This is a genomic window from Psychrobacter immobilis (assembly GCF_904846185.1).
In the GTDB taxonomy this organism is placed as follows: domain Bacteria; phylum Pseudomonadota; class Gammaproteobacteria; order Pseudomonadales; family Moraxellaceae; genus Psychrobacter; species Psychrobacter immobilis_B.
This window is the reverse complement of sequence record NZ_CAJGZQ010000007.1, coordinates 40,762-61,072: the sequence shown is the minus strand read 5'-3', so window position 1 is coordinate 61,072 and position 20,311 is coordinate 40,762. Positions and strand designations below refer to the sequence as shown.

At 43.4% G+C, this 20,311-nt stretch carries 15 protein-coding genes and 1 pseudogene; 8 read left to right on the top strand and 8 right to left on the bottom strand.

Going from position 1 to position 20,311, the window contains the following annotated elements:
- Window position 1: 1 nt before the first annotated feature.
- The 4 genes from oppD to JMW94_RS05315 all read right to left on the bottom strand — a co-directional run bounded on the left by oppD (window position 2) and on the right by JMW94_RS05315 (window position 5,105).
- Window positions 2–1,072, bottom strand: a complete 1,071-nt coding sequence (gene oppD / locus JMW94_RS05330; protein WP_201602783.1) for an oligopeptide ABC transporter ATP-binding protein OppD — start codon at window positions 1,070–1,072, stop codon at window positions 2–4.
- A gap of 147 nt (window positions 1,073–1,219) precedes the next feature.
- Window positions 1,220–2,125, bottom strand: coding sequence for an oligopeptide ABC transporter permease OppC (oppC, locus tag JMW94_RS05325; protein WP_060490135.1), 906 nt, complete (start codon window positions 2,123–2,125; stop codon window positions 1,220–1,222).
- 90 nt (window positions 2,126–2,215) lie between these two features.
- Window positions 2,216–3,136 (bottom strand): oligopeptide ABC transporter permease OppB, encoded by a 921-nt coding sequence (oppB, locus tag JMW94_RS05320; RefSeq protein WP_045442924.1) that lies wholly within the window; start codon window positions 3,134–3,136, stop codon window positions 2,216–2,218.
- Window positions 3,137–3,437: 301 nt separating this feature from the next.
- The gene (locus JMW94_RS05315) at window positions 3,438–5,105 is read right to left on the bottom strand and encodes an ABC transporter substrate-binding protein (protein WP_227685429.1); all 1,668 of its coding nucleotides are present in this window, start codon (window positions 5,103–5,105) and stop codon (window positions 3,438–3,440) included.
- 857 nt (window positions 5,106–5,962) lie between these two features.
- Between JMW94_RS05315 and JMW94_RS05310 the strand changes: the two genes are divergently transcribed.
- The 6 genes from JMW94_RS05310 (at window position 5,963) to JMW94_RS05285 (ending at window position 11,942) form a co-directional block, all read left to right on the top strand.
- Window positions 5,963–7,015 carry a DUF2157 domain-containing protein gene (locus tag JMW94_RS05310; protein ID WP_201602509.1) on the top strand — a complete coding sequence of 351 codons (1,053 nt, stop codon included), beginning with the start codon at window positions 5,963–5,965 and terminating at the stop codon, window positions 7,013–7,015.
- Complete coding sequence (locus JMW94_RS05305; protein WP_201602508.1) at window positions 7,008–8,216, top strand: DUF4401 domain-containing protein; 1,209 nt, start codon at window positions 7,008–7,010, stop codon at window positions 8,214–8,216. Before JMW94_RS05310 ends, JMW94_RS05305 begins: the two co-directional genes overlap by 8 nt.
- Window positions 8,213–8,893: a GDYXXLXY domain-containing protein gene (locus JMW94_RS05300; protein ID WP_201602507.1), complete on the top strand. Its 681-nt coding sequence runs from the start codon at window positions 8,213–8,215 to the stop codon at window positions 8,891–8,893. The genes JMW94_RS05305 and JMW94_RS05300 overlap by 4 nt, the downstream gene beginning before the upstream one ends.
- 155 nt (window positions 8,894–9,048) lie before the next feature.
- Window positions 9,049–10,026: a zinc-binding dehydrogenase gene (locus JMW94_RS05295; protein ID WP_201602492.1), complete on the top strand. Its 978-nt coding sequence runs from the start codon at window positions 9,049–9,051 to the stop codon at window positions 10,024–10,026.
- 73 nt (window positions 10,027–10,099) lie between these two features.
- Window positions 10,100–11,104 carry a YhdH/YhfP family quinone oxidoreductase gene (locus JMW94_RS05290; protein ID WP_201602478.1) on the top strand — a complete coding sequence of 335 codons (1,005 nt, stop codon included), beginning with the start codon at window positions 10,100–10,102 and terminating at the stop codon, window positions 11,102–11,104.
- 109 nt (window positions 11,105–11,213) lie between these two features.
- Window positions 11,214–11,942 carry a Cthe_2314 family HEPN domain-containing protein gene (locus JMW94_RS05285; protein WP_201602475.1) on the top strand — a complete coding sequence of 243 codons (729 nt, stop codon included), beginning with the start codon at window positions 11,214–11,216 and terminating at the stop codon, window positions 11,940–11,942.
- Window positions 11,943–12,601: 659 nt separating this feature from the next.
- Here JMW94_RS05285 and JMW94_RS15105 read toward each other — a convergent pair.
- The 4 genes and pseudogenes from JMW94_RS15105 to guaA form a co-directional block, all read right to left on the bottom strand.
- A pseudogene (locus tag JMW94_RS15105) lies at window positions 12,602–12,676 on the bottom strand (hypothetical protein); the annotation flags it as partial.
- A 62-nt stretch (window positions 12,677–12,738) separates the two neighbouring features.
- Entirely contained in the window at window positions 12,739–13,554 is an 816-nt protein-coding gene (locus JMW94_RS14850; protein WP_227685428.1) for a hypothetical protein, read from the bottom strand.
- Window positions 13,555–13,596: 42 nt separating this feature from the next.
- On the bottom strand, window positions 13,597–14,283 hold the full coding sequence (locus JMW94_RS05270; RefSeq protein WP_201602457.1) for a zinc ribbon domain-containing protein: 687 nt from the start codon (window positions 14,281–14,283) through the stop codon (window positions 13,597–13,599).
- A gap of 371 nt (window positions 14,284–14,654) precedes the next feature.
- Window positions 14,655–16,250, bottom strand: a complete 1,596-nt coding sequence (gene guaA / locus JMW94_RS05265; RefSeq protein ID WP_201602454.1) for a glutamine-hydrolyzing GMP synthase — start codon at window positions 16,248–16,250, stop codon at window positions 14,655–14,657.
- A 557-nt stretch (window positions 16,251–16,807) separates the two neighbouring features.
- Here guaA and JMW94_RS05260 point away from each other — a divergent pair.
- Together JMW94_RS05260 and JMW94_RS05255 are read left to right on the top strand one after the other, a co-directional pair.
- Complete coding sequence (locus tag JMW94_RS05260) at window positions 16,808–18,556, top strand: FAD-binding oxidoreductase (protein ID WP_201602439.1); 1,749 nt, start codon at window positions 16,808–16,810, stop codon at window positions 18,554–18,556.
- Between the two features lie 80 nt (window positions 18,557–18,636).
- Window positions 18,637–20,304, top strand: a complete 1,668-nt coding sequence (locus tag JMW94_RS05255) for a glycerol-3-phosphate dehydrogenase/oxidase (RefSeq protein WP_201602436.1) — start codon at window positions 18,637–18,639, stop codon at window positions 20,302–20,304.
- The last annotated feature ends 7 nt before the right edge of the window (window positions 20,305–20,311 follow it).

Below are 20,311 nucleotides of genomic sequence, written 5' to 3'. Positions count from 1 at the left end.
GCTAGCCCTCCATCCCTGATTGATTATTGGCATCGATATCTGTTGAGCTATCTAGTGAGTGATCAACGGGTGTTTCAGGGTGCCAGTGGCAAGCGCGTTGACGCTCGTTCGGTAGAAATTCCAGCGGTGGCGGTGTATCACGGCAGATTTCCATAGCATGAGAACAGCGCTCATAAAAAGGACAGCCTGCAGGCAAATCTAATAAATTTGGTGGACTACCTGGAATGGTTTCAAGCTTGCCCATATCGTTATCTAAACGAGGAATCGCTTTTAGTAATCCAATAGTATATGGATGACTTGGGGCATAAAAAATCTCTTCAGTCTCTCCATACGCCATGGTACGCCCAGCATACATCACCAGTACTCGATCACAGATACCCGCCACAACTCCCAAATCATGGGTAATCATAATAATGGTGGTGCCAAAGTCACGTTTTAGCTCGTTTAATAGAACCATAATCTGCGCCTGAACAGTAACGTCGAGCGCGGTGGTTGGCTCATCAGCAATCAACAACTTAGGGCGACATAATAATGCCATCGCAATCATGACCCGCTGACGCATACCACCTGAGAACTCATGCGGATACATGCCAATACGGTTCTTGGCTTCTGGAATCTTAACCGCGTCTAGCATTCGTATGGATTCGGCCCAAGCATTTTTTTTACTCATGCCTTTATGTAAAATCAATACTTCAGCGAGCTGGTCGCCTATCTTCATATAAGGATTTAATGAGGTCATCGGATCTTGAAAGATCATCGCGATCTGCTCGGCGCGAATCTTATTTAGTGCTTTTTGTGACAATCCTAGTAGCTCATTACCCTCAAAGCGTACCGAACCTTTGGCATAACCGTTATTTGCCAATAACCCCATAATAGCAAATGCTGTCTGCGACTTACCTGAACCGGACTCACCAACGATACCTAAGGTTTCGCCTTCATGTAGGTTAAAATTTAAGCCATTAACTGCCGTTACCAGACCCTCCTCGGTCGTGAACTGTACCGATAAATCTTTGACTGCTAACAAGGTGTTTTCTGCGTTAGGTGGCTTATCGAGCGCTGAACCAGTACCCATCTTAAAGGTAGTAGACTCTATTTTCTCAGGAGCACTAGACGCGTTGGCGGCGTTATGAATCTTTTGAGTTGCTATGTTTTTATCTTCCATACTTTTACCCTCCATGCTTTTATCCTTCATACTTTGGTTTTTCATGATGTCACCCTCTTAGCGGTCTTTAGGGTCAAACGCATCACGCAGACCGTCGCCAATAAAGTTAAAGCAAAATAAAGTAATGACCAAAAAAGCTGAAGGAATCAAAATCTGCCAAGGTGCTACCTGCATGGTTTTTGAGCCTTCTTGCAACAGCGCCCCCCAACTGGTCATCGGCTCTTGAACACCAAGTCCCAAAAAGCTTAGAAATGACTCAAACAAAATCATCGTTGGCACTAATAAAGAGGCGTAAACCACCACCACCCCGAGTACATTGGGCACGATATGGCGTAAGATAATATTAAAGCCTGATACGCCGCCTACGTGCGCAGCTTCGATAAACTCTTTACTCTTCAGGCTTAGCGTTTGCCCGCGAACGATACGCGCAACATCCAGCCACGATACCAGTCCAATCGCCACAAAGATTAAGATAAGGTTACGACCAAAAATAGTGACTAATAAAATCACAAAAAACATAAAGGGGAAGGCGCTTAAAATCTCTAATACACGCATCATAACAGTATCGACTTTGCCACCAAGATAGCCTGACGTTGCACCGTATATCGTACCGAAAATCACTGCAACCGTAGCGCCGGCGACGCCTACCATCAAGGAGATACGACCACCTACTGCGGTTCGCACTAACAAATCACGACCGAGTGAATCAGTACCGAAGTAGTGCTTATTATCGATGGCTGGCGCGGACTGCATAAAGTTCCAGTCGGTTTCGGCATAGCCAAAAGGTGCTAACATCGGTACAAAAATGACAAAGGCAGCCACGAGTAGCAAGATAAAAAGACTGGCTACGGCGGCCTTGTTGCGATAAAAACGGCGCTTAGCATCTTGCAAAAGGCTGCGGCCTTTGATTTCCTGAGCCCCTATTTCTGCTAGGTCAGTTGTCTGGTCTGCGGTAAGGCTCATAGTCGTCCTTTTAATAATCTATTTAGCATAATAATAATGAATGATACCCATCAAACCGTATTGGAATGATAATGCGCTTAAACGGTCGTCTTAATACTGAATCTTTGGATCAATTACCGCGTATAAAATATCGACGATAGCATTAAAGGCAATGGTCAATACACCGACTAAAATGGTCAAACTAAGCACTACCCCATAATCACGATTGAGTGCGCCGTTAATGAATAACTGTCCGATACCAGGTAAACCAAAGATAGTCTCAATCACAATAGAGCCTGTGATAATACCGACAAAGGCTGGGCCCAAATAAGAGATAACGGGTAGTAGTGCGGGTCTCAGCGCATGCCTCATCACTATTTGGCGCATCGGCAAACCTTTCGCCTTAGCCGTTCGGATATACTGGCTATTCATCACCTCAATCATCGAGCCGCGCATGATACGAGCAATACTTGCAACATAAGCGAGCGCTAAAGCGGCGACTGGTAATACAAGGTTTTTGAGTGCCCCGTCATTCCAGCCACCAGCTGGTAGCCATTGCAAAATAATGGCAAAGATCAGCACTAATAATGGCGCTTTAACGAAGCTTGGAATCACAACGCCTGTCATAGCAAAGGCCATCAGTACGTAATCTATCCATGAGTTTTGCTTAAGGGCTGCGATCACACCGAAGATAAGTCCTAAGACCAATGCCAATATAAAAGCGTATAGACCCAACTCCATAGAGACAGGAAACGACTGCGACAACAACTCGTTAACCGTATAATCTTTATACTTAAAAGACGGTCCAAAGTCGCCTACCGCTAGCTGCTTTAGATAATTAACATACTGTAGCCACATAGGATCGTTGAGATTGTATTTGGCCTCGATATTGGCCAGTACCGCAGGTGGCAAGCTACGCTCACCCGTAAACGGACTGCCTGGCGCCAAACGCATCATAAAAAAGGAGACCGTGATCAATACAAATAAGGTCGGAATGGCCTCTAAGATACGCCGAAAAATCAGTTTTAGCATAATGCCTCTTTTATAATGATGCTTATTTTTCAGCTAAATTAAAATGAGATAACTAGCACAAACCTAACGCCCAGTTATCGTTCAACTAGTAATCTTCAATGACTTGGTTTTAAATAAAATATTGACAATCGTTGTTTATAAATAACAAAAGTTTCATCTAACACGCCTAATAAGAGTGGTCGTGAAAAATGAAACTAATGACGCTATCAGCGTTATTTGATAGGAGCGATAAATGAAACCAGCTGCTTTTACCGCTCTCAGACATTCAATCGATAGAATTATTCAGCGATCAGTCAAACGATTAGTGCTTAGCAATTGAGAGATTTTTTACCTGCCAATTGTCTAATATATCCTTAGTTGGAAATCCAATGACATAAGGTTTCACTAGACGCGGGCTGACGTAATGATAAATGTTAAGTAAACCCATATCTTGATCAAGCTGAGCTTCAGCTTGCTTGTATAGATTGGCACGCTGCTCAGGGCTAACGCCAGCTTTCAGCGTTTGCGCCATTAAGCTGTCAAAGTTAGCATTATTGTATTTACCGTAGTTGCCACTGTTATCAGATTTGGCAATATTTAAGAAAGCTGACGCTTCATTATAATCACCACACCAGCCAGCACGCGCAATTTGATAATTACCATTACGGCGAGTATCCAAATAGGTTTTCCATTCTTTATTGGTCAAAGTCACATCGACGAAGCCGAGCGCTTGCTTCCATAATGAAGTAGCCGCGACCGCAGTCTTTTTATGATTGTCATTGGTGTTGTATAGCAGCTCAAAAGTCAGCGGATTGCTATCGCTATAGCCTGCTTCAGTGAGCAGTTTTTTGGCCTCAGTAACCCGCTTTTCTTGATCCCAAGTCGACCATTCTGGACTATTTGCAATATCGCCATTGGTGGCAGGGGGTGTCAACTGATAAGCGGCCGTCTGTCCTTGACCGATAACTTTATCCGCAATGGTATCGCGGTCCAAAGCTAAGGCTAAAGCGCGGCGTACGTTGGGATCGTTGAACGGTGGCTTGACCGTATTAAACTCGTAATAATAAGTACAAAGATAAGGAGATACGGTTAGCTGATCGCCCACTTGCTCTTTAAGCGAAGCGAACTGCTCGGTTGGAATCTCATTGTAGGTCACATCGATTTCACCCGCCTGATAGCGTGCGACGTCAGTCGTACTAGAAGGAATCGGCAGGAAAGTGACGGTATCGATAGTCGTATTGGCATCGTCGTAATAAGAAGCGTTGCGCGTTAAAACGATTTTGTCGTTAATTTGCCACTGGGTAGGCTTGTAAGGACCGTTAACTACGATGTTCTCAGGAGCTGTCCACTTATCACCAAAGGCTTCAACGGTCTTTTTATGAACGGGCTTGACTGAATTATGAATCAACATATCTGGGAAATAAGGCACTGGCTCTGATAACGTAATTTGCAAAGTTTTATCATCGATAGCCTTTACGCCAAGGGTTTCAATGCCAGCCTTACCATCAACGATTTGATCAGCGCCTACTACTTTGGCATCGACCAAATAACTTGAATACGGCGACGCAGTATTTGGATCGACCAAGCGGCGCATACTGTAGACAAAATCCTCTGCCGTTACTGGATCATCATTTGACCATTTAGCATCGCGCAGCTTAAAGGTCCATACTTTATTGTCTTCGCTTTCCCAACTGGTTGCCATTGCTGGAATGGTCTTACCTTCGGCATCCGTATTGGTTAAACCTTCTAACATTTGGCGGCCAAGGGTAGATTCTGGTACCCCCGATACTTTGTGTGGATCAAGTGATTCAGGTTCAGTACCATTATTGACGACGAGCGCTTGAGTATCAGCCAGTACATTAGGATCAACGGCAGCTGCTTGGCTATCAGTGCCAGACTTATCGCTACTACAGCCAGTCATAGACATGGCGAGCGCAAGAGAGGTAGGCAGAAATATAGAGGACAAAAAGTGATTAGGAGTGCGCATCATATAATAGCTATCCTTGCTGGTCAGTGGCTGGGCGGATCAACTAAATAGTAGTGATTCGAGTTAATATATCCGTATATTGACTATGTTTACTAACAATACTTTGACTAACTATTGGTCATATTGTAGACAACTATTAGTAATTAAAAACGATACAAATGTCAATAATTTTTAATTCCTCCCCGATACTAACAAGCAAAATAAGCTTGCAGTCAAAGCAGTTTCGACGACCAAAACTTAGATGTGATTACTATTAATTGAGTAACTTTTATAGCTACTTATCACCTTTCATCAGCAATATACTACCGCTCATTCGAAACCTGTCTTATTACTACAAATCTCAGTTTCTAAATCACTAATTATCACTGTCAAGTGAATGAATTCAATGCTATCAAGCGATAACACCCTAGTAGATATGATAAATTTTATTTATAAGACTATTGTTAATAACTAATCATTCACTAGAATTTTTAAGCCGATGCTGATGAATAATAGTGTGGTATTTTCGACACTCAAAACCAGACTTATTCACTACTTAAAATCGTGCAATTTTTTGATTTTTGCAATTACTTATTTTTGTAATAGCTGAGTAAGATCATGATAAAAATCACTAAATTCAGAATAGATACCTACCAATATCACTATTAACTCCTTTTTATAAAGCTAATAATGCTGATCTCTTGATGAAATTTTGATTTTGTAGTCGCGTGGCCGAGCGCTTATATTTGCGCCTATCTCATCCAAGAGCATTTGCTCAGTCGTATTGAGTTTTATTGAGTAAAAAACTATAAACTTTAGTACACCCACCTCTCACAAAAAAGCTAAGATAAGCAACATCATCTTTTTATTTAGAGGACGCTATGAGCCAACCACGGCGTACTATCGAGCATTTACTCAAGCAAGGCATACTGCCATTGACGCATGCCAATAATGCAGCGATTCATTTGCAAGTCTATCCTAGCAAACGCTCATGGCTGGTCTTTTTTGATAAAGCCATGCTGATTATCGGGGCGGTCGCGCTGGTATTATCACTGGTATTTTTTATTGCCTATAACTGGGTAAATATGGGCAAAATGGGCAAGTTCGCTTTGGTCGAAGGGGCGTTGGTTGTCACTATTGCCTTGTACGTTGCACTGTCTTTTAGGCGACGGTTTCAGCTTATTCGCCAATTATTATTGCTCATTGCCAGCGTGATTACGGGCAGCTTATTGGCGCTGTTCGGGCAGGTTTATCAAACGGGTGCTGATACGTGGCAGCTGTTTTTTGGCTGGACCGTATTGATTATTCCTTGGGTAATCATCGCCCGCTTCCCTGCGCTATGGCTGCTATGGTTGGGGCTAATCAATACTGGTCTCATCTTATATTTCGGCGTTATGGACTTTGCCTTTGTCAGTTACTTCTATGAAGGTGTCTTACAAATAGGCGTGCTTGCCGCTGTTAATTTTGTGGCGCTAAACTTGTGGCTCGTGTTTATCGACCGTCAACCACCATCAGTCACACGCAGCCGATTTAAGTCCGAGCTGGATTGGAGCGCTTATGTCGTCGGTTTACTCAGCAGCTATTTTATTACCTACCTTGCCATTCTTTATGTCTTTGATGACGCCAATATTTTAATGACAATGATCACTTTATTGCTATGGATGAGCTGGTGCGGATTTATGGTTTGGCGATTTTATTGGTATCGCATCAATCTATTAATGCTGACCTATTTATGTGGCTCTATCATTGTCGTGGTGATGTTTTGGGCGGGTAAGCTGTTTTTAGACAATTTTGATATGGGTGGTTTTCTCATCTTAGCCCTATTATTGATTGGCATGAGTTCAGCGGCGGTCGTTTGGCTGCGTTATGCAGCACGTTTAAACAGCGAAAACAACCGCCCCAGTGCTGTCGTCAAAGGAGGTAATTATGAGTAATGATATGAATAATCAACACTCGGACAATGTCCTTTTACAGCTACAACAGCTTGGATTAATTGACGGCAATGTGATTGATGCCCGTACTGGTGAGACCAGCGCTAAGGCAACGATAGCGAATAATCACTCTCAAAACGATATTCCTTGGTTTATACAGATACTTTTTGGTCTCAGCGGTATTGTAGCAAGTCTGTTTCTAATCGCCTTTTTGTCTTTGTTATTGTTCGGCATCGATGGCTTTGACAGCGTGATTGCCTTGTTAATTACAGGTCTAGTACTCAGCGCGGCGGGTTTTGTGCTATTTAGAAACAAGCAGAGCCGTGATAATACCTTTATCAGTAGCCTAGCATTGGCTATTAGCTCGGCTGGGCAAGCCTACATTGCCTTTGCTTTATTTGATAATAATTTGTCACATCCTATAGATGTTTGGCTTTTTTTAATCGTGCAAGCCGTTATGACGGTCATTATGCCCAACCGTATCTATCGCCTATTGGGCAGCATAATGACGCTAGGTTTGACGGTTTATCTGCTTAACTATTATCATCTACCTGAGGTTAGCTTGGGATTATTGGCGCTGATTACGACTGGCAGCAATTTATCACGTTATTCTCTATTGCAGCGTATACCTAGTAAATGGCGCGAGGATGTTTTCGATATTATTAAAGCCCTTGGTTACGCCAGCGCGCTGATGCTGTTGTGCGTTTCTGTGTACTTTATCGCCGCTGAACATAGTCATAGCCTTGCTACTTATTATGGCGACACTTTTCGCTACAATTACTATTTGGCGCAAGTACTGCTTACACTTGCCAGCCTTTATGCCGCTTATCTGATTCTAAAACGTTACGACGTTAAATTACTATCGGCAGCGGGACTCTTCATTGGTGGTGCGATTGTATTGCTTGGGATAATATCGATTTACGTCTCAGGACTGCTCGCGACCAGCCTTATCATCGTCATTGCGATCGCCAATAGCCAACGAGTGCTATTAGGTTTGGGCGTCACCGCCTTGGTCAGCTATGTATTTTGGTATTACTATCAGCTCGATACTTCGTTGCTAATCAAATCTCTCTCAATGCTAATCGTCGGACTGACCATGCTGATGGGGCGTTGGCTATTGATTAAACGCTATTTCGCTCACTCCCTTATCGACGATACTGATTTGACAATGAGCGCCAACGAACATCAGGAGCGCCACTCATGAAAAATAAAATTTTGACTAAGCGCTTGATTGATGACACGTCACCATCCACGCATTGGCTAAAAAAACGAGCCGTTACCATCACTGTTGCCTTACTTGGGTTAGCACTGATATTGGTCGTAATGACGATGAATATCATCAAATACGAAACCCATCTCACCACTGGCAAAACAGTATTATTAGCGCTGGCACCTGTCGATCCACGCGGTTTTATGCAAGGCGATTATATGGCGTTAAGCTATGCACTGGAGCGCGATATTTTTGATGCCATGCGCTCAAAGCACCCTCATTCAACACAAGACGAATTAGGCTCAGAACTAGATGTAGAATTAGACGAGTTTGATACAGATTTTCGTATTTATGAGCCAAGCGACGGTTATGTCATTGTGAAAATCGATGACAATAATGTGGGGCATTTTGTCCGCTTAGCTGATAGTAATAGTCGTGAAGAGTTAACTAAAAGTGAGCTGCCCATTTATTACCGCATTCGTAACGGCAGTGTGCAATTGGCGACCAATGCGTTCTTCTTTCAAGAAGGTCATGCTGAGGCGTTTGAAGCGGCTGAATATGGTCTGTTTCGCGTCAATGACAAAGGCGAGCCATTACTCACAGAGATGGTAGACGGTGATTTTACAGTCATCGTCGGCGACTTAAGCCAAGAGGATAAAGCCTCTCAGTAGACGTTCACGCTGTGACTTATCATGCATTACTACTCATGCTTTACTACACGCGATACGTGCAACGCATAACATTCCTTAACTAAAGTAACATTGAGGGTACGGAGTCAAACTTGTTACTGTTGCTCACAACCTAAAAATAAATAAAGGCAATGATTATGCGTAGCGCAACTTATAGTACCTTCGGTAAACCATCTGACGTCCTCAGTTTAGGTGACACACCTATTCCTGAACCAAAAGCCAATGAAGTCCGAGTCAAAATGGTACTCGCCTCTATCCACAACCATGATTTATTAACCATTCGCGGTCAATATGGATTTAAACCTGAACTGCCAGCGATTGGTGGTAGCGAAGCGGTCGGCATTATCGATGCCGTCGGTCAGGACGTCAAAGACTTAAAAGTTGGTCAGCGCGTGGCAGCGGCGAGCGTACAAACGACATGGGCAGAGTATTTTGTCGCCTCAAAAGACATGGTATTTGTCATGCCTGATAGCTTAGAAGACGAAATGGCGGCGCAGCTCATTGCGATGCCACTCAGCGCGTTGATGCTGATTGAGTTTTTAGCACTAACAAGCGGTCAGTGGGTGATCCATAATGCTGCCAATGGCGCGGTCGGCAAATCGCTCGCCATGCTAGCCGCCGCGCGTGGTATTAACACCATTAATGTCGTGAGAAGTGACGATGCTATCAAGGAATTAGAAGCACTGGGTATCAAGCATAATATCAACACCTCAGATGACGACTGGAAGGATCAAGTAAAAGCCATCCTTGGTGATGAGAAAATCAGTGCCGCGGTTGATTCTATCGGTGGTGAGTCGAGTAATGATCTGCTGGCGTTACTGGGTCATGGTGGCACATTGGCATCGTTTGGCATCATGTCAGGCAAACCAATGGTGCTAGATCCAACCCATATTATTTTTAAACAAGCGACGATCAAAGGCTTTTGGGGCAGCAAAATCAGTCAAGAAATGAGCGTTGAAAACAAACAGCGCTTGATTGATGAGCTGATCGAACGTGCTAACGATGGCAATTTAAAACTGCCCGTTGAAGCGACATTTGATTTGGCAGATATCGTCAAGGCCGTCGATGGCAAATTGCAGGCAAGTAAGAATGGTAAGGTGTTGTTAAAAGCATAAATGACTGTCTTACATACCTCTATGTAGTTGCAAATAAAGACGCACACCAAAAAACCTCATTAGGAATAATATTATGTCTAATAATAAAACCTTTAAAGCCTTAGTCGTCGAAGAAAATACCGACGGCACCTTTAGCAAAAGTATCCAAGAACGCAACGTCAGTGACCTGCCAGAAAATGATCTGTTGATAGAAGTGCATTATTCCTCGTTAAATTTCAAAGATGCCATGTCGGCATCGGGTAATAAAAGAATCACCAAACAATATCCGCATACCCCCGGTATCGATGCAGCAGGTGTCGTCGTCAGCGACAAATCAGGCACGTTTACCGCAGGGCAAGAAGTATTGGTATTTGGCTATGATTTGGGCATGGATACGGATGGCGGTCTGGGTCAGATGATCTCTATCCCTGCCGATTGGGCATTGCCCTGCCCAGAAACACTGACGTTAAAAGAAGCAATGACTTACGGTACGGGCGGCTTAACCGCAGCACTCAGTATCCAAAAATTAGAAAAAATGGGTGCAAAACCCAGTGATGGTCCAGTCGCGGTAACTGGTGCAACAGGCGGCGTCGGTACGATCAGTATCGCTATTTTGAGTCAGCTGGGTTATGAGGTGATTGCTTTCTCAGGTAAGCCAGAGCAAAGCGAGCATTTGAAAGCATTGGGCGCGAGCGAAGTGCGTCATCGCGATACCATCAATGAAATCGGTAATAAGCCTATCGGTCGTGAGCTGTGGGCAAATGCCATTGATACCATTGGCGGCGACTACTTACCAAACCTGCTAAAGCAAACCAAATCTGGCGGTGCAGTGACCAGTTGTGGTTTAGCCAGCGGCGCTGAGTTTTCGATGTCAGTGATACCTTTTATCACCCGCGCGGTGTCATTATTGGGTATCGATTCGGTTTATATTCCACTGGCTGATAAAGAAGCCATTTGGCAGCGTGTCGCGACTGATATGAAACTGCCTAATCTTGAGAGCTATGGCGAAGAGATTACGCTAGAGCAAACGCCAGAATACTTAGATCGCTTTATGTCGAGTAAAGTTGTTGGGCGTTATGTGGTGAATGTGCGGGGTTAGGTTTTTAGCTTAGCAGTCAAACATTATAAAAAAGGCAGCATCTCTTTTGAGGTACTGCTTTTTATTTATAGCTTTCTCTTATTCATCTTTTACTTAATTAAGGAACATCATGAGCCATACTGAGAACCCTAATATAAAGCAATTTTTTCCACTAGTTACCGACTCTCTCTCCAAAGGTATGGCTGCTTTTTCAAATGGTAATAATAGCTATAGCGCTTCAGCTATCGAGATATATGCTCAAAATATTTTTTCAAGAGTTTATGAAATTGATAACGCTCTAAAAAACATGTCGATCACAATGGATTATTTGCGCAAAAAAAAATATGAAGATTCAGGATATAATTTTTCTGAGCATCATGCTCATCATATTGAAAACTTCTTATTTAGATTAACTAGTGTAGTGGATCGCTCGTATAAATTAGCTGGTTCAACTATTAGGATGGAAGAGGATCAGATAGAAAGAATGGGTAGTAACCAAAAAATTAATAAAAAATTACTAGAGAGCTATCCACCTTCAGCTGCCGTCTTAAAAGACATGCAAGATACAATAAAGGAGCTAAGAATACCTAGAAATAAAGTAGCTCATCAGGCTGGTTTTTCTAATCAGAATTTATGTGTTTTACAAACCATAGAGAATGCTAAAACGGAGTCTATTTCAATAAAGGAGATCACTGATCGAATGTCATATGACAACATTAAAGAAATGGTAAGTGATGAGTCTATTGAGCAATATGAAAACGTATTACTAGCAATAGATAAGTTGGTAACAGATTTAATCAATAGTCTATCCCCTGTATATACTAGTCTAATACAGAGCAAGTCCCCTGTCGAAAGTTAGCTTTGAAATAAAAAAACACCGAACCAAGTTGAGTGCTTTTTTATCATTTAAAACTAAGTATTATCTAGAATCTTGCTCCCACTCCATCGTAACCGCCAGTAGCTGCCTAGTTACTAACATTATTGATAACTCTAATAACGTTACTTATGATTTTTAATATTTTCTTAATTGTATATTGAAATTTACTGATGAAGACCACATTTCATAGGTGAGGAATAACCTCGCTAAATTAAAGGATTAAATCATGAGCTTGAAGCCAGGACCGAAACCAATTGCTAAGTCAACTGGGAAGCCAGATCAACGTCGACGTGACAATAAAAACACTCCAGGAAATACTCCATCTGTAAAGCCGAGTAAATCCTCCAAGTGAGGATGAAATAATTTTACTTTTAATGGCAGGCCAGAACTAATTGTACTGGCTTTTCTTCAATACAATAGTACCGAAATTGCCTTTTCTTATTAGCCAATTTGGTCGAGTAAGTCTTAATCTCAGAAATTTACGTTAAACATCCTAATTCAGTGAGTTAGATATAAGAGCGTTAGGTAGTATTCCCAACTTACCAATCTATATGAACTATCAGTGAAAAGATGACAGACATAAAAAAGCCCACGATAACGTGAACTTTTCTAATGATGACAAGCAGTGTCTTATTGGATAATTATTCCCACTCAATTGTCGTAGGTGGCTTACTCGACACATCATAAGTCACACGTGATATCTTAGCAATTGTATTCGCAGTTAGATAAAGATGGAGCAAATGACTTTCAAACGCAGCCATTTTTACGTTATCAACAGCTAGCCACACGCCCAGTCAAACTCATTATTCAGCAAATCAATTTGCCCATTACCACCGCCCATATTGGCATCGCCAAGCGTTTCTTCAAACTCAATATAAAAAGGACTAAATTCTGGCATTGCTTGAATGGGATTGGCCGTACCACCAAAATGACTTTTTGCATGAAACCTATCAAGCTTTAACATCTCACCTTTTTCAGAGAACATCGGAATATAAGCGTTCACATCATCTTCATCTGCCCACTCATCGAGCATCTTGCCAATGTTAGGATCATCTATTCGGACAACGTGCTTAATAAACTGAGCGGGTTCATCTTTAACAAAGCAAGCGCTACTCCACTCTTCAATTTCATAGTCTGGATATATACCATCTTCTTTACTAGGCAGTGTTGTCGTTTCACCTTCAAACTCCTCCTTGGTTAACCAAATCAATGCCCAGCCACCACCAATCATATCTTCAAGATAGGTTTCTTGAGGGTGACGATGGTTAGTATAGCGACTCAGTGACGCCCAAAAATTCTCAGCGTCTGTATGATTCACCTCAGTGAGGTTAGCAATCATATCTTCAACACCGTCTACCCTATCTTCAACATGATCATCCGCTTGAAAAAGCGATATTGCCACGAGATCTTTCCCTTTTACGCGATACGCTTCAGGCACTAATATCGTCCATAAGTGCGCCATCGGTAGACCGTTAATCCTGCTTCGCGGCCATTGATCCGTGGTGATGCCGACTGGGCGACCAAAAGCCCAACCTTGCCCATGATCTTTATCCGTGAGTTCCAAATCATATGCTTGTTTTAATGGTTCCATCACTTTTGTCTCGCCTCCTTAGATTAACCTTATTTATTAGACGTACTACACCAACCAAAACCAATCAGGAGCAAACAAGTAGGACATACCCATTGATAGTAAAACCGCCAATATACTACCTACAATTGCGCCAACCCATGACGTACCACCTTTTTCCACTAGTTCCTGTTCAAGCATCGCTGGGTCTGCTGTGTTGCTCATGACTTTTTTTATATTTTTGACGCTGTGACTAAAGTAAAAATAATTACCTAAAAGTCCTGTCATTACTGCCCATGCGATAAAAAAGCTGGTTTGACCTATAGAGCTATACACCTCCATACCGAACAGGTGCATTAAAATTAAATCGACCGTATTTATGCCAAGTACAATACACAAGGCTACTAGGTACATTTTACGATAGCATAACCAAGATGTTCCCAAGAGCAGTCCAGCAATATTAAAACTGTGAATGCTCGAACCATCCTTATTGACTTCTAAACGTGGCTCGCTGTCCTTAAACCATTTGTCACGATAAAAACTGTCATACTTTTCACCAACGAAAGTCGCTAATAAAGTATCGGCATTTTCAGAACTGGAAGCTGAATGGTTTTGCAGGATTTGCGCATCTTTAGAAATGTTAACCGCCGTTAATGATGGCGGTGTTTGTGCTTTAACGTCAGAGAGCTGATGCCCACATTTTGAACAAAATCCTGCCTCGCTTGAATTTTCTTGATTACAGTTATTACAAAACATCTTATCCCTTAATTTTACTAAATACTGAACGATTGATAGGCTTATCTCGACTTTAACAAACAATAGCCAATTAAAGTTGACTATATTATAGATAATAAAGACAAATGTTCAATGAAAAATTCGAGGATTCTTAGTTGCCTGTTTTTTTTAACCAAAAAAAAGCACCCAACCAAGTTGAGTGCTTTTTTATCGCTATATTGAACTAATCTAATTATCGATTAGTCGTATATCAATTCGAAAAATTTGAGTTGAAAAGCTATTTAGATAAGTTTACGTAGTCTAAAATGGTAACAAGGCAACCGAACGCAGATAGTAGGTGCTTGTATATCTAGCTAGGTTAACACCGTTACCGTTTAGAATACTTAAACAGTTTATTCCCACTCAATCGTCGCAGGCGGCTTGCTCGACACATCATAAGTCACGCGTGATACTTCAGCGATTTCATTCATGATTCGATTCGATACCGTCTCGATCAAATCATACGGCAGATGCGCAAAGCGCGCGGTCATAAAGTCTACGGTCTCAACCGCACGTAGCGCAATCACCCACGCATAGCGGCGACCATCACCGACCACACCGACTGATTTAATTGGTTGGAATACCGCAAACGCTTGCGCGGTCTTCTCATACCAGCCTGAACGCTCAAGCTCTTCCATAAAGATAGCATCAGCAGAACGCAAGATATCAGCGAATTCTTTGGTAACTTCACCAAGGATACGCACGCCCAAACCCGGTCCTGGGAACGGATGACGGTTAATCATTTTGGCTGGTAAACCAAGGGTAATGCCCAATTTACGGACTTCATCTTTAAACAAATCACGCAACGGCTCAACCAACTCAAACGCCAAATCATCTGGCAAACCACCAACGTTGTGATGGCTCTTAATCACATGCGCTTTACCTTGATGCGACTTCGCTGATTCAATGACGTCTGGATAAATCGTGCCTTGCGCTAAGAATTCGATGACTTTACCATCGCTTTGCTCACTGATTTCACGCGCACTATTAGCGAAGACGTCGATAAAGGTTTTACCAATGATTTTACGCTTGGCTTCAGGGTCAGACTCGCCAGCCAATGCCGTTAAGAATAACTCTTCAGCATCGACACGAATGACTTTTACTCCCATATTTTCAGCAAAGATTTGCATCACTTGGTCGCCTTCGTGTAGACGCAGCAGACCCGTATCGACAAACACACAGGTTAATTGATCGCCAATCGCTTTATGCAATAATGCCGCAACGACTGAACTGTCCACACCACCTGAAAGACCGAGCAATACTTGCTTATCTCCGATTTGCTTCTGCAATTGTGCGATACGCATATCGATGATGTTGTCAGGCGTCCAGCTACCAGCGCAGCCACAGATTTCATGGACGAAACGTCCTAGTAATGCAGAACCTTGTGCGGTATGCGTGACTTCAGGATGGAACTGCAAACCATAATAATGGCGCGAATCATCAGCCATAATCGCAATCGGACAGCTTGGCGTACTAGCGACGATATCGAAGCCTTGTGGCGCGTCGATTACTTTATCGCCATGACTCATCCACACATTTAGCTTCGCTGCTGCGTCTTCGATACCATCAGTCAGCGTTGATTTGCCATCGATATTGATGGTTGCTGCGCCAAATTCATGGATATCACTGGCATGAACTTTACCACCGAAGCGCTCTGCCATCGCTTGCATACCATAGCAGATACCCAATACGGGTACGCCTAGATCAAATACGGCATCATTGATGCGTGGGCTGTCATCAGCGTGCACGCTCTCAGGACCGCCAGATAAGATAACGCCTTTTGCGCCAAAATCGATAATGCGCTGAGTGTCGATATCAAACGGGAACATCTCACAGAATACGCCTGAATCACGGACACGGCGGGCGATAAGCTGGCTGTACTGTGAGCCAAAATCGAGAATTAAGATGCGATCTTCTTTAATAGTAGGAACGTTGGCAGCAGTTGTCATAACGTAGTGTCCATCAATAAATAAATTGGTGCGCTATTTTAACAAGTTTGAGCAGTCTATTGGTTATAAAAATACGCTAATCTACCAACTGACATATAACTATCTCATTAGACCAGTATATTCCCGCACTTTATTTCATTTTTATAAGGATTTCATTTATATTCCTCCATCCATAAGAAATCATAATAAGGCGTTATAGAATAAAGAGCAAAATCAAAGAGGGGTTTATTGGTCTCGTAAAGCAGCTATTATGCTTTTTTATATAGTATTCTACAGAGAAGCTTGCATCAGTGTCGCCTATGATTACCGCATATTATTCGGCAACACATGGACTTCATCTGAAATCTTCGCAAGCTTAGTCTCACCGCATTGGTATTTTTATATGTTAGATTTTATTGGTGTTATTTGGCACTACTTAGCGCATAGACTGATGGTTTTGGTGGGGAATAAAGAATTAGCAAGTCGGAACAGCACACCAATCGTTGTTGACTAATGTACAGAAAACAGTTACTTATTATAGTCACAGATAATCATAATAAATTGACAGGTATGTCCCTATGAGCAAAATCAAAGCCCTTATCCGAAAACGCCCTAAATCTGACCCGTCTAAAGCTATTTCAGTCAATTCTGATAACCAAAATACCAATATAGATGCTGCCTCAAAGGGTCATACGGTAAATACCCCAATCGAGCAAACGCGCTGGAATGGCTGGGGCAATATCAATATTAATAAAAAAGTCTCAGCGCATGGGGCGAAACTGATCAAATCACACATTGGTAAAACCAAAAAACTGCCGTCGGTGAGCTTACAGCAGGTACTTAAAACCGTCCCAAAATCCCGCTTGCCTGTTGCTATGACTGAGCTTGATACCGTATCTGTCGATAACGAAGTGAGACTTAGACATGCTCGTGGCCAAAGCTTTCCAGACTGGATAGCCATGCATGGTGGCGACTTTGAAGTCTTTCCTGATGGGGTCGCTTTTCCTGAATCGACCGCTGATGTCGAAACTTTATTACAGCTAGCAAGCGAGCACGACCTTATCGTCATTCCTTTTGGCGGCGGCACTTCAGTAGCGGGTCATATCAATCCGCAAAAAGGTTCACGCCCCGTAGTGACCATCGCCATGAGCAAGATGGATCAGCTGACTGACTTAGACAGTGAGAGCCAAATTGCTACTTTTGGCGCAGGTACACAAGGGCCAGCAGTCGAAGCACAACTGGACGCACACGGCTACCGCTTGGGACATTATCCTCAGTCTTGGGAGCTATCGACACTTGGCGGCTGGATTGCAGCGCGCTCTAGTGGTCAGCAATCTTTAGGCTACGGACGCATCGAGCAGATGTTTGCCGGTGGTACGTTGGTGACGCCACAAGGCGTGCTCAATATTGCGGATATTCCAGCGTCAGCGGCAGGGCCTGATCTGCGTGAAATGATGATGGGCACGGAAGGTCGCACTGGTATCTTTACCGAAGTCAAAATGCGGGTGCAGTCGCAACCAGAAGAAGAGCTATTTAAAGTCGCCTTTTTACCAAACTGGGAAGCGGGTAAAGAAGTGCTTAGACAAGCGGTTCAAAAAAATATTCAATTATCAATGCTACGCCTAAGTAATGCGGTCGAGACTGACGCGCATCTACATTTGGGTACGACGCCCAGCCAGTTTATGGCCATTAGTACTTATCTAAAAGCGCGCGGACTCAGCTCAGAAAAAGTCATGCTCACTTATGGCGTCTCAGGGGATAAAGCACAGAATAAATTGGCACTGACGCAGTTTAATAAGCTATTAAAACAGCAAGGCAGTGTCACGGGAAAAATAACTGATATCATGGGCAGTGTCTGGGCGCATGGACGCTTTAAATTCCCTTATTTGCGCGGCACACTGTGGGAAAAAGGCATCATGGTCGATACCTTTGAGACCGCCACCAACTGGAATCATATCGACGAGCAGATGCAGCAGATGCAAGAAGCGGTGAAAAACGCTCTGGCAGACGAAGACGAAAACGTCATGGCTTTCACTCATATCTCACATGTCTATAAGCAAGGTGCCAGTCTTTATACCACCTACTTCTTTAGAGCAGCCAAAGATCACGCCAGCACGTTAAGCCGCTGGCAAAAAATCAAACATGCTGCCAGTTCAAGTCTAGCCAATGGCACAGCGACGATATCGCATCAACATGGCATCGGCCGCGATCACGCCCCCTATCTTGCTGCCGAAAAAGGCAAGCTCGGTCTACAAGTAACTAGCGATATGCTCAAAAGCTTGGACCCTGAACAGCGTATGAATCCGGGTGTTTTAATCGAAGACTAAAAGGCAGCTACAGCCCGACTAGATGGCTTAGAAACACTGAGTCACTAATTAATTTGAGTATAAATTAAGATGAATCGTTTATGAACCAAGCCAATCAACATCAGCAACGCCAGCAAGCATTAGCGCCTTTATCTCGTCGCTCGTCTCAAGTAGAACCGTGGGATATGCTCATCATCGGTGGCGGTATCACAGGCGCTGGGATTGCTCGCGAGGCAGCAAGGCGCGGCTTGGCGGTGTTACTCATTGAGCAAAAAGACTTTGCTTGGGGCACGTCCAGCCGCTCTAGCAAAATGGTACATGGCGGGCTGCGCTACATTGCCTCAGGTGACTATAAAACCACTTTGCTGAGCGTCCGTGAACGCGAGCGCATGCTAAGCGAAGCAAGTGGTCTTGTCAACGAGATGCATTACGTCATGCCGCATTATAAAGGCAAGTTTCCACCGCCATGGATATTCAATACCTTGCTACGTATCTACGATGGGCTCGCGGGCAAGCGCTACTCTAAATACTTTAAAAAAGACGCTTTTTTACAGCTTAATCCGCACATCAAGCAAGAAAAATTTTTGGGCGCCAGTCAATTTAGCGATGCAGTGACCGATGACTCACGCCTTGTGATGCGGGTACTTGATGAAGCCATCCATGATGGTGCGCAGGCGATTAACTACCTTAAAGCTGAGTCGTTAATCACCAATGAGCAAGGCTTGGTGACGGGTGCTACTCTAAAAGATACTTCTTCTGAAGACAACGGTCAAAGTTACAACGTTTATGCCAAAGTAGTGGTCAGCGCGACTGGCGCTTGGGCGGATACCTTACGAATGCAAGCCAGCAAACAAACTGAGCAAAGCTTTCACAAGCAAATTCGCCCATCTCGTGGCAGTCATTTGGTGATCAGTCAAGAGCGTCTACCGTTGCAGCGAGCCTATACCTTTTTGCATCCTGTCGACAAAAGAGCTGTCTTTGTCTTTCCGTGGGAAAACCGTACTGTCCTTGGAACAACCGATTTGGACCATCCACCCTTGGATGATAATGAAGTCGGTATCACTAATGAAGAGGTGGATTATCTATTGGCAGCGACCAACGATCTCTTTGATGATGTTGATCTAAGTCGGAAGGATATCATCAGCTCATGGGCAGGCGTGCGTCCACTGATTTCTGATGGCGGTGATGGTAAGCGCGTCAGCCCGAGTAAAGAAAAACGCGACCATAGCGTTTGGTTGGATAATAATTTAGTGACCGTCAGTGGCGGCAAATTAACCACCTTTCGCCTAATCGCCCTTGATGTACTGAAAGTTTGTCAAAAGGTGCTCGAACTTGATGAGTCAGCTACTCAAGATAATGTCTCATATAGCAGCCAAGTCTTTAGTAATCAACCGCCAACCAATCCCAAATTTTCAACCCTAACACCACTATTGCAACAGCGCTTAAAAGGGTTTTACGGTCTACAGCTTGATGCATTATTAGCATTAGCTCATGATGATGACTTGGCTTATGTGACTGACAGTAATACTATTTGGGCGGAGATTCGCTTTGCCGCCCATTATGAGCAGGTTATCCATTTGGACGATTTACTACTACGCCGTACGCGCTTGGGCTTGATACTGCCACATGGCGCGATGACGCCGCTGATTAGTGCAAGACTGAAGCAAATATGTCAGCAGGAGCTTGGCTGGGATGAGCAAAAATGGCAGCAAGAAGTTGAACGCTATACCCAATTATGGCAACGCTATTATCACCTACCGGCAACTTAAAGCTTTT

Bases quoted from the DNA above. Each gene is read 5' to 3' on its own strand.
- oppD (WP_201602783.1), bottom strand. From the start codon at position 1,072: ATGGGTACTGGTTCAGCGCTCGATAAGCCACCTAACGCAGAAAACACC.
- oppC (WP_060490135.1), bottom strand. From the start codon at position 2,125: ATGAGCCTTACCGCAGACCAGACAACTGACCTAGCAGAAATAGGGGCT.
- oppB (WP_045442924.1), bottom strand. From the start codon at position 3,136: ATGCTAAAACTGATTTTTCGGCGTATCTTAGAGGCCATTCCGACCTTA.
- JMW94_RS05315 (WP_227685429.1), bottom strand. From the start codon at position 5,105: ATGATGCGCACTCCTAATCACTTTTTGTCCTCTATATTTCTGCCTACC.
- JMW94_RS05310 (WP_201602509.1), top strand. From the start codon at position 5,963: ATGAGCCAACCACGGCGTACTATCGAGCATTTACTCAAGCAAGGCATA.
- JMW94_RS05305 (WP_201602508.1), top strand. From the start codon at position 7,008: ATGAGTAATGATATGAATAATCAACACTCGGACAATGTCCTTTTACAG.
- JMW94_RS05300 (WP_201602507.1), top strand. From the start codon at position 8,213: ATGAAAAATAAAATTTTGACTAAGCGCTTGATTGATGACACGTCACCA.
- JMW94_RS05295 (WP_201602492.1), top strand. From the start codon at position 9,049: ATGCGTAGCGCAACTTATAGTACCTTCGGTAAACCATCTGACGTCCTC.
- JMW94_RS05290 (WP_201602478.1), top strand. From the start codon at position 10,100: ATGTCTAATAATAAAACCTTTAAAGCCTTAGTCGTCGAAGAAAATACC.
- JMW94_RS05285 (WP_201602475.1), top strand. From the start codon at position 11,214: ATGAGCCATACTGAGAACCCTAATATAAAGCAATTTTTTCCACTAGTT.
- JMW94_RS05270 (WP_201602457.1), bottom strand. From the start codon at position 14,283: ATGTTTTGTAATAACTGTAATCAAGAAAATTCAAGCGAGGCAGGATTT.
- guaA (WP_201602454.1), bottom strand. From the start codon at position 16,250: ATGACAACTGCTGCCAACGTTCCTACTATTAAAGAAGATCGCATCTTA.
- JMW94_RS05260 (WP_201602439.1), top strand. From the start codon at position 16,808: ATGAGCAAAATCAAAGCCCTTATCCGAAAACGCCCTAAATCTGACCCG.
- JMW94_RS05255 (WP_201602436.1), top strand. From the start codon at position 18,637: ATGAACCAAGCCAATCAACATCAGCAACGCCAGCAAGCATTAGCGCCT.